Raw genomic sequence first — 9,334 nt, 5'->3', positions numbered from 1 at the left:
CTCCACCACAAAACCTCCTTACTTCCTGGGCGCCAGTTTGCCAGGAGTATTTAATTGTCATATTTTTGAGGGTTGAGTTATTTGATATTGGTGTTTTTTGATATTTGTTGCAAGAAAAACGTGCAAAAAAGTATCTGATTAATGCTCTATTAATTTAGAGTCGGTGAATGCGTTGCTCTTTAGTTGCTAGAGTTCTACTGGTGATAATTGTTTAGAAAGTCTTCGGACTTTTTTGCTGATTTTCTAAGAAACATAATATAGTTTTTTTCATGCTCAATAAATCCACCAATCTGATGAGATAAAGGAGGGGGTAGTGTTTTTTCTGCGTTAAATAACTCTTCTCTGGCATCCCTTCCTAAATCTTCGATTTTACTTAATATAGGTAAAACGAATCCACGCATTTGCTGTTCAAAAAGTGGAAATCTATAAGTGTCCACATGTAAATTTTGAACAGCGATAGTAAACCCACAGTTGATTACGTTATGCCACCACCCAGGGGGGATATAAAATGCATCACCTGCAGATATCGTACCTTCAAAAATATCTGCACCTTGCTTGAGCACTTGATTAGCAATTTCAGAATTAAATAAATCTTGTCCATTCGAAACTGCAAATGTGTGGGATGGTGACACCATGCGGGCTTTTTTTTCACCCACAATCATGGTTAATACAGAGTTAACGAAAAAAGAGTCTGTATGGAGTGGGCTTGATACATGTTGATATCCGATAAGTAAGTTTGTTGGTGGTATTGAGATCGAAGGTGGTAGTTTGTATAGCCAGTTATCAGGGAAACAAGGTAGCGTCATATCTATATCGTCTAGAAGCTCAGGGAACTCTTTGTGATAGATCCATCCTCCCAAATATGGTAGTTCGGCGTTACTGTCAGAATAATTATTATTTTCTGCTAGATATATATATTCTCTTAGAGGTATTTTAACTTGGTTTTTATAGCGCTCTTGCTGTTTTGTCTTGTAGTAACAGACAGGCACTTTAACATGCCCGTAGGTGTTTTTGAAAAAGCCCGCAGACCAACGCTTAATTGCAGGCCAATCCTTGCCCATTCCTTTTAGAATGACTGGCTTTTCATTCATGAGATAGTTTTTTTGGAAAGCTATTGCATCGCTAGAATCAATACTCTCAAGAGGAGTTATATTTTTATTTGACAAGAGAGCACTCCTTACTTATGGGTTTTTTTGGTTTTTTAGAAAGGTCACTCTAATGAATGACCTTTTTTGTCATAGCCCTAGCGTACTATTAACAGCGGCTAAAAACAGCCTGAAGCATCAACTCATCATCTGCTACGTCCATAAAGAAAGAGATATCTTCACTTTCATTAGTGGCGGCGAAAGTGTTGTCTGATTCTAAAATGTGTTCAATCATCTCTTCATTTTTCATTTTATATTCTCATTGGGTGATTGGTAATGTTGTAGCGGTTTTAGATTGATCAGTCACTGATTGTTTTTATGTCTCGCTCCAGAACCACGCCGGAGAACCTGATTTGTCGGTGAGGACTCGCGTAGTTTCTGAACTGATCAGCGACTCCTAGAGTAAAGACCATGTTGCCGGTATTACGCAAATGAACACGTTGTGATTCTATGTGTCAGTGCGTCCGTAATAGGAGACATGACTGCTTCGATAAAAAACATGCAAGCCTGGCCGCCAGGTGCAGTGCGGTATTAGGAAAGTACTTACGAAGGACTTCTTGTTTGACTTACAGAAATAACTTTCAATATTTTAGGACGCTCCAAACAAAAAAAGCCCCATGACCAAACAGACCACGGGGCTAAAAATTGGCTGGATGCGACCAACCAAAGGAGCTCTTTACATCACTTGGCCGTAGCGACCACCGTATCCGGCTGCCAACCGCCACCCAGCGCCTTGTAGATCGCAACAATCCCGCGATACAGATCAACCTCGGCCTGGGCCTGGGAGTCTTCGGCGGCCAGGCGTTCGCGTTGTGCGTCGAGCAGCACGAGGAAGTCCACGGTGCCTTCGCGGTAGCGGATCGCGGCGAGGTCGGCGGCGGCGCGGCTGGATTCGCTTTGGCGGATCAGCGAGACCAGGCGTTGCTGACGCTTGCCGTAGTCGCTGAAGGCGTTCTCGGATTCTTCCAACGCCAGCAACACTTGCTGCTCGTAGTTGGCCAGGGCGCCATCGGCCTCGGCATCGGCGCCGCGCAGGCGCGCACGCACGCTGCCCAGGTCAAACGCGGCCCAGGTGATGCTCGGGCCGAGGGCCCAGGCATTCGCCGCGGATGAACCGATCTGCGAACCGCGCCCGGCGGTGAAGCCGAGGAAGCCGCTGAGGCTGACCCGTGGGAACAGGTCGGCCTTGGCCACGCCGATGCGCGCGGTGGCGGATGCCAGTTTGCGTTCGGCACTCAGAATGTCCGGGCGCCGTTGCAGCAGTTGCCCTGGATCGCCGATCGGCAGCGCCTTGGCAATCGCCGGCAAGTCTTTCGGGCTCAGGTCCACGCTCAGCTTGTCGGGGCGCTGGCCGAGGAGGGTGGCGATGCGGTTGCGCTCGCGCACTTGTTCGGCCTGCAGTTGCGGCACGCTGGCTTCCACCGCTGCGAGGCGGGCGTCGGCACGTTCCACGTCGAGTTGGTCGCCCACGCCGGCATCGCGCAGGCTGACGGTGATGGTGCGCGACTCCTGTTGGTTCTTCAGGTTGTCCAGGGCGATGCGTTCACGCAGTTGCGCGCCGCGCAGTTGACCGTAGGCGTCCACCAGTTCGGCAATCAGCGTGACTTGCAGCTGGTACAGGTCGGCTTCGGCCGCTTGCTGGTCGGCGTCGGTGGCTTCCAGGTTGCGCTGGATGCGGCCGAACAGGTCCAGCTCCCAGGCCATGTCCAGGCCCAGGTCATAACGCTCGCTGTTGACGCGCTTGGTGGTCTGGCCAGGGATTTGCCCCTTGGCCAGGTCACTGCTGGCGCGGCTGGTGATGGTCGGCATCGCGTCGTTGCTGGCGTCATCGCGGATCGCCCGTGCGGCCCGCAGGCGGGCAAACGCCACGCGCAGGTCGCGGTTACCGCTCAGCGACTGGGTCACCAACTGGTTCAGAGTCGGGTCGTCGAACTGCTGCCACCAGATGCCTTCGAATTTCCCGTGGTCGTATTTTTTGGCATCGGCGGCAGCCGTGATATTGGCCGCCTCCGGGGTCTGGGTTGTGTAGTCCGGGCCCACGGCACAGGCGCTCAGCGCCAGGACCAGCAAGCTCGGCAGAAAGACTTTCACACTCATTGCTGTGTCTCCAGCTTCAAGGCCTTGGCCGCTTTGCGCGCGTCCTGGCGCTCCACATAGCGACGGATCAGTACGTAGAACACTGGTGTCAGCAACAGCCCGAAGAAGGTCACGCCGATCATCCCGGAGAACACCGCCACGCCCATGGCATGCCGCATCTCGGCACCGGCACCGCTGGACAGCACCAGGGGCACCACACCCATGATGAAGGCGAACGAGGTCATCAGGATCGGCCGCAGCCGCAGACGGCAGGCTTCCAGCACCGCGGCGAGCGGGTCGAGGCCTTCCTGCTGTTTATCCTTGGCGAACTCGACGATCAGAATCGCATTCTTACAGGCCAGGCCCACCAGCACGATCAGGCCGATCTGGGTGAAGATGTTGTTGTCGCCGCCCGAGATGATCACCCCGGTGATGGCCGACAGCAGCGTCATCGGTACGATCAGGATCACCGCCAACGGCAGGCTCCAGCTTTCGTATTGGGCGGCCAGTACCAGGAACGCCAGCAGCACACACAGCGGGAACACGAACAGCGCGGTGTTGCCCGAGAGGATTTGCTGATACGTCAGGTCGGTCCACTCGTAGGTCATGCCGTTGGGCAGTTCATCCTTCAGCAGTTTTTCAATCGCGGCCTGGGCCTGGCCGGAGCTGTAGCCCGGTGCAGCGTTGCCGTTGATTTCCGCGGTGATGAAGCCGTTGTAGTGCATTACGCGGTCCGGGCCGGAGGTGTCGCTGACCTTGATGAAGGTCGCCAGCGGGATCATCTCGCCTTTGTTGTTGCGCACTTTCAACTGGCCGATCTGGTCTTCATCCAGGCGGAACTGCTGTTCAGCCTGCACGTTGACCTGGTAGGTGCGGCCGAAGCGGTTGAAGTCGTTGGCATACAACGAACCCAGGTAGATCTGCAGGGTGTCGAAGATGTCGCTGATCGCCACGCCGTGGGTCTTGGCCTTTTCGCGGTCGATGGCGGCATCGACCTGGGGCACGTTGACCGTGTAGCTGGTGAACAGGCCGAACAGCTCCGGCGTGGTGCGGCTCTTGGTGATGACGTTCTGCACTTCTTTGTACAGCTCTTCGTAACCCAGGTTGCCACGGTCTTCGATCTGCAGGCGGAACCCGCCGATGGTGCCCAGGCCCTGTACCGGCGGCGGTGGGAAGATCGCCATGTAGGCTTCCTGGATGTCGCTGTACTTGCCGTTCAGCGCACCGGCAATCGCACCGGCGGACATGCTCGGGTCTTTACGCTCGTCGAACGGTTTGAGGGTCACGAACACGATGCCGCTGTTCGGGCTGTTGGTGAACCCGTTGATCGACAGGCCCGGGAAGGCCACGGCGCTTTCCACGCCCGGCTGTTTCAGGGCGATGTCGGACATGCGCTTGATCACGTCTTCGGTGCGGTCCAGGCTCGCGGCGTCCGGCAATTGGGCGAAAGCCACCAGGTACTGCTTGTCCTGGGCCGGTACGAAACCGGTCGGGGTGTGGGCAAACCCGAACCACGTCAGCACCATCAGGCCGGCGTACAGGAACAGCGCGATGCCGCTGCCGCGAATCACCCGGCGCACGGTGCCGACGTAGCCATGGCTGGCTTTTTCGAAGAAGCGGTTGAACGGCCGGAACAACCAGCCCCCCAACAGCTTGTCGAGTATCTTGGAGAAACGATCCTTCGGCGCGTCATGGCTGCGCAGCAACACGGCAGCCAGGGCAGGGGACAAGGTCAGCGAGTTGAAGGCCGAGATCACCGTCGAAATCGCAATGGTCAAGGCGAACTGCTTGTAGAACTGCCCGGTCAAGCCGCTGATGAAGGCTGCGGGAATGAACACGGCGCACAGCACCAGTGCCGTGGCGATGATCGGCCCGGTCACTTCGCTCATGGCCTTTTCAGTCGCCTGGAACGGTTCCAGTCCCAGCTCGATGTTGCGCTCGACGTTCTCCACCACCACGATGGCGTCATCCACCACGATGCCGATGGCGAGTACCAGGCCGAACAAGGACAGCGCGTTGAGCGAGAAGCCGAACAGGTGCATCACCGCAAACGTACCGATCAGCGAGACCGGCACCGCCACCAACGGAATGATCGAGGCGCGCCAGGTCTGCAGGAACAGGATCACCACCAGCACCACGAGGATCAGCGCTTCGAACAGGGTATGCACCACCGCCTCGATGGAGCCGCGCACGAAGATGGTCGGGTCGTAGACGATGCTGAAGTCCATGCCTTCGGGGAAGCTCTTCTTCAGCTCCGCCATTTTGTCGCGCACTTCGTTGGAGATCTGGATCGCGTTCGAACCCGGGCGCTGGAAGATCGGGATCGCCACGGCCGGCTGGTTGTTGAGCAACGAACGCAGGGCGTATTGGCTCGAACCCAGCTCGACCCGCGCGATGTCTTTGAGGCGCGTGATTTCACCGTTATCGCCGGCGCGAATGATGATGTTCTCGAACTCTTCTTCCGTGACCAGGCGGCCCTGGGTGTTCACCGACAACTGGAAGCTGGTGGCATTCGGTGCAGGCGGCGCACCCAGCGCACCGGCGGCCACTTGACGGTTCTGCTCGCGAATCGCGGTCACCACATCGGTGGCGGTCAGGTTGCGCGAAGCGGTCTTGTTCGGGTCCAGCCAGACGCGCAGGGAGTAGTCGCCCATGCCGAACAGCTGCACATCACCCACGCCGCCCAGGCGCGCCAACTCGTCCTTGATGTTGAGCAAGGCGTAGTTGGACAGGTAAAGCATGTCGTAACGCTGATCCGGGGAGGTCAAATGCACCACCATGGTCAGGTCGGGGGAGGCCTTGTCCACGGTGATACCGATGCGCGTCACTTCCTCGGGCAGCTTGGGTTGCGTGCGCGTCACACGGTTTTGCACCTGCACCTGCGCGTTGTCCAGGTCGGTGCCCAGGGCGAAGGTGATGGTCAGGGTCAGTTTGCCGTCGGCGGTCGACTGCGAGGACATGTACAGCATGTTCTCGACGCCGGTGATCGCCTGTTCCAGCGGCGCGGCGACGGTTTCGCCGATGACTTTGGGGTTGGCGCCAGGGAAGTTGGCACGCACCACCACGGTCGGCGGCACCACTTCCGGGTATTCGCTGATCGGCAGTTGGAACAGCGAGATCGCGCCAGCGATCAGGATCAACAGCGAGAGCACCGCTGCGAAGATCGGCCGCGAAATGAAGAACTTGGAAAAATTCATCTTGAGTCGTATCCCTTAACCGCGTGGAGTCGCGACGGCTGCGAGCTTGGGCGCGGTTTTTTCCGGCGCCACTTGCTCCAGGTTGCTGGCTTCAAGCGCTTGTCGTTGTTGGGCCAAGGCGGCGAGGGTTTCCTTGCTGGCCATCGGGATGGTTTCCGGGGCGACCGGCGCGCCCGGGCGCACACGCTGCAGGCCCTTGACGATAATGGTGTCGTCCTTGTTCAGGCCGCTGCGCACGATGCGCAAACCTTCGATCTTCGGCCCCAGTTCCACCGAGCGGTAGGCTGGCTTGTCGCCTTCCATCACCAGCACGAACTTCTTGCCCAGGTCGGTGCCGACCGCTTCATCGTTGATCAGCACGGCGGAGTAAGTGCCGCTGCCGACCAGTTTCAGGCGGGCGTACAAGCCAGGGGTGAATTCGCCTTTGCTGTTGTCGAATACCGCGCGGCCACGGATGGTACCGGTGGCCGGGTTGACCTGGTTGTCGACGAAGTTCATCTGGCCCAGGTGCGGGTTGCCGGTTTCATTCGACAGGCCCAGGTACACCGGGGTGGTCGCGCCACGGCGACCCTGGCGGGCGAGTTCGGTGTACTTGAGGTACACGCGCTCATCGGCGTCGAAGTAGGCGTAGACCTTGTCGGTGGAGACCACGCTGGTCAGCGCGGTGACGTCGGCGGTGACCAGGTTGCCAGCGGTGATCTCGGCACGGCTGACACGGCCGCTGATCGGCGCGATAACGCGGGTGAAGCTCAGGTTCAGCTTGGCCAGGTCCAACTGCGCCTGGATGCCGGCGACAGCGGCGCGGGCTTCCTGGGCGGCGGTGGTGCGCGAGTCGGCCAGTTCGGCGGAGATCGCGTTGCTCTGACGCAGGCGTTCGCCCCGTTGCGCTTCGTTATCGCTGCGGGTGGCGGCGGCTTTGGTCTGTTGCAGTTGGGCTTCGAGGCGGCGCACCTCGGCCTGGAACGGGCGTGGGTCGATCTGGAACAGCAGGTCGCCTTTCTTCACGAGGGCGCCTTCGGTGAAGGCCACCTGATCGATCTGGCCGGACACCCGTGGACGGATCTGCACGGTTTCCGGTGCTTCCAGGCGTCCGGTGAATTCGTCCCACTCGTTGACCGGTTGCTCAAGCACTTTGGCCACGCTGATTTTTGCAGGAGGCATGGCGGCCGCTTGTTCCGGGGTTTTGCCGCACGCGCTCATCACCGCCACGGCCAGAATCGCCAGGGGCAAGCGTAAGTGTTTGAGTGTCTGTTCCATGAGGTGTATCCGCCAATGTATTTGAGATGGGCGGATCATGCGCGGGGAGCTGCTAGGTCACGAATCGAATGAAGCAAAGATAACTATCATTCGGAATGATATAAGCGCGGAGTGAGCCCTCTAGTCTGCGGGTTTCATTAGGCAGCTATCAATATGCTTGATGACAAAGGCATGTTGCGCGCGCTGCAAGGAACGCCGCAATGCCTACCTGGCACTGTCGCTCGCCAGCTGCGCAACGATGCGTTCTATCAACATTCTCACCCGTCTGGGCTGAATGCGCGTGGGCGGGTAGACGATGTTCAGCGCTGTGCGGCCCAGGTCGTAATCCTCGAGCACCTCGACCAAGCGGCCGGCGTCGAGATCGGCACGCACGTCCCACACCGATTTCAAGCAAATCCCGTGGCCGGCCAGGCACCATTGGCGGACCAGCGCGCCGTCGTTCGCCACGCGGCGGCCACGCACCATGATCCGGTGGGTCTGCCCGTGCTGCATGAACGCCCACTCCCGCGAAATATTGACGCCGAAGCGCATCACCAGGCACTCGTGCGCGGCCAGGTCCTCGGGGTGTTGCGGGGTGCCGTGGCGCGCCAGGTACAGCGGTGATGCACACACCACTCGGCGGTTTTCGCCAATCAGACGGGCATGCAGGGTGCTGTCGGCCAGCGCGCCGAAGCGCACGGCGAAGTCGATCCCCTGGCCGACGGGGTCGACATAGCCATCGCTGAGGTTCAGCTCGATGCTGACCTGCGGGTGCTCCTGCATGAACTGCGCAAGGATCGGCTCGATGTATTGGCGACCGAAGTCTTGCGGGGCGCTGAGGCGGATCGGCCCGCAAAGGGTGTCGGCGCCCAGGCGAATGCTGGTGTGCAACTCGTCGGCGTCTGCCAACAGGCGATGCGCGCCATCTTAAAAGCCCGCTTAGCCTGCGCGAACACGAGACCCTCTGAGCCCATCACCCAAGGAGATTTTTCAATGAAACCCTCACCTATAGCGCGCGCTTGCCTCATCGCCACACTCTTGACCTCGACCTTTTCCGGCGCCGTCCTCGCGGCCAGCACTGAACTGGTCAAGCCGGGTGTGCTGGTGGTGGACAAGAGCCTCCCGCCTGCGCAACTGGCGCTCATGGAAACCGCCGCCCGCCGTTATGACACCTTCTGGGATACCGGCGACGAAAGCCTGGCCCGTGAGGCGCTGGCCGCAGATTTCATCGACAAAACCCCGCCGGCCGGACGTAAACAAGGCCCCGAAGGCCCGTTGCTCGCCTCCCGGGCGTTTCGTGAAGCGGTGCCGGACCTGCGTTGCGAGGTCGAACACATGCTCATCGCCGGCGACCGCGTGGTGGTTCACCTGCATTTTCGCGGGCACTTCACCGGCACCTTCGGGCAGATCAAGGGCGCTGGGCAGCCCGTGGACTTTATCGCCACCGATATCTATCAGATCGACAACGGCAAGATCGCCGCCAACTGGCACATCGAAGACAACCTGACCCTGATGAAACAGTTGGGCGCCCTGTAATCCTTGAGAGGCACCGCGTGCCTGACACTTCGGGCCAGGTCGAAGCATGCTGGGGTGGCAATTTTTTGGTTCTTCACGGATTGCCGGGAAAGACGCTCTTGATCTTCATGAAAAAGAATTCGCTGTCCCGGTAACCGTACGCCA

Annotated in this window: 7 protein-coding genes; 1 reads left to right on the top strand and 6 read right to left on the bottom strand. The window is 58.4% G+C overall.

The window, feature by feature from the left end:
- Positions 1–194 precede the first annotated feature (194 nt).
- The 6 genes from AC07W0_RS30520 to AC07W0_RS30495 all read right to left on the bottom strand — a co-directional run bounded on the left by AC07W0_RS30520 (position 195) and on the right by AC07W0_RS30495 (position 8,563).
- A complete protein-coding gene (locus AC07W0_RS30520) occupies positions 195–1,166 on the bottom strand; it encodes a cupin-like domain-containing protein (protein WP_102618977.1) in 972 nt (323 codons plus the stop codon).
- An 88-nt stretch (positions 1,167–1,254) separates the two neighbouring features.
- Positions 1,255–1,395, bottom strand: coding sequence for a hypothetical protein (locus AC07W0_RS30515; RefSeq protein WP_158243628.1), 141 nt, complete (start codon positions 1,393–1,395; stop codon positions 1,255–1,257).
- Positions 1,396–1,826: 431 nt separating this feature from the next.
- Complete coding sequence (locus tag AC07W0_RS30510) at positions 1,827–3,242, bottom strand: efflux transporter outer membrane subunit (protein WP_017847282.1); 1,416 nt, start codon at positions 3,240–3,242, stop codon at positions 1,827–1,829.
- Positions 3,239–6,418: an efflux RND transporter permease subunit gene (locus AC07W0_RS30505; RefSeq protein ID WP_046486472.1), complete on the bottom strand. Its 3,180-nt coding sequence runs from the start codon at positions 6,416–6,418 to the stop codon at positions 3,239–3,241. Before AC07W0_RS30505 ends, AC07W0_RS30510 begins: the two co-directional genes overlap by 4 nt.
- A 15-nt stretch (positions 6,419–6,433) precedes the next feature.
- Entirely contained in the window at positions 6,434–7,675 is a 1,242-nt protein-coding gene (gene mexE, locus AC07W0_RS30500) for a multidrug efflux RND transporter periplasmic adaptor subunit MexE (protein ID WP_017847284.1), read from the bottom strand.
- 204 nt (positions 7,676–7,879) lie between these two features.
- Positions 7,880–8,563: a substrate binding domain-containing protein gene (locus tag AC07W0_RS30495; RefSeq protein WP_256580910.1), complete on the bottom strand. Its 684-nt coding sequence runs from the start codon at positions 8,561–8,563 to the stop codon at positions 7,880–7,882.
- A gap of 84 nt (positions 8,564–8,647) precedes the next feature.
- On the opposite strand from AC07W0_RS30495, the gene AC07W0_RS30490 reads away from it, so the two are divergent.
- Positions 8,648–9,190: an ester cyclase gene (locus tag AC07W0_RS30490; protein WP_102618976.1), complete on the top strand. Its 543-nt coding sequence runs from the start codon at positions 8,648–8,650 to the stop codon at positions 9,188–9,190.
- Positions 9,191–9,334: the final 144 nt, after the last annotated feature.

The sequence above is a fragment of the Pseudomonas sp. GW704-F2 genome, assembly GCF_059423025.1.
The sequence above is the reverse complement of the archived record's forward strand: the minus strand, read 5'-3'. Positions and strand labels throughout refer to the sequence as shown.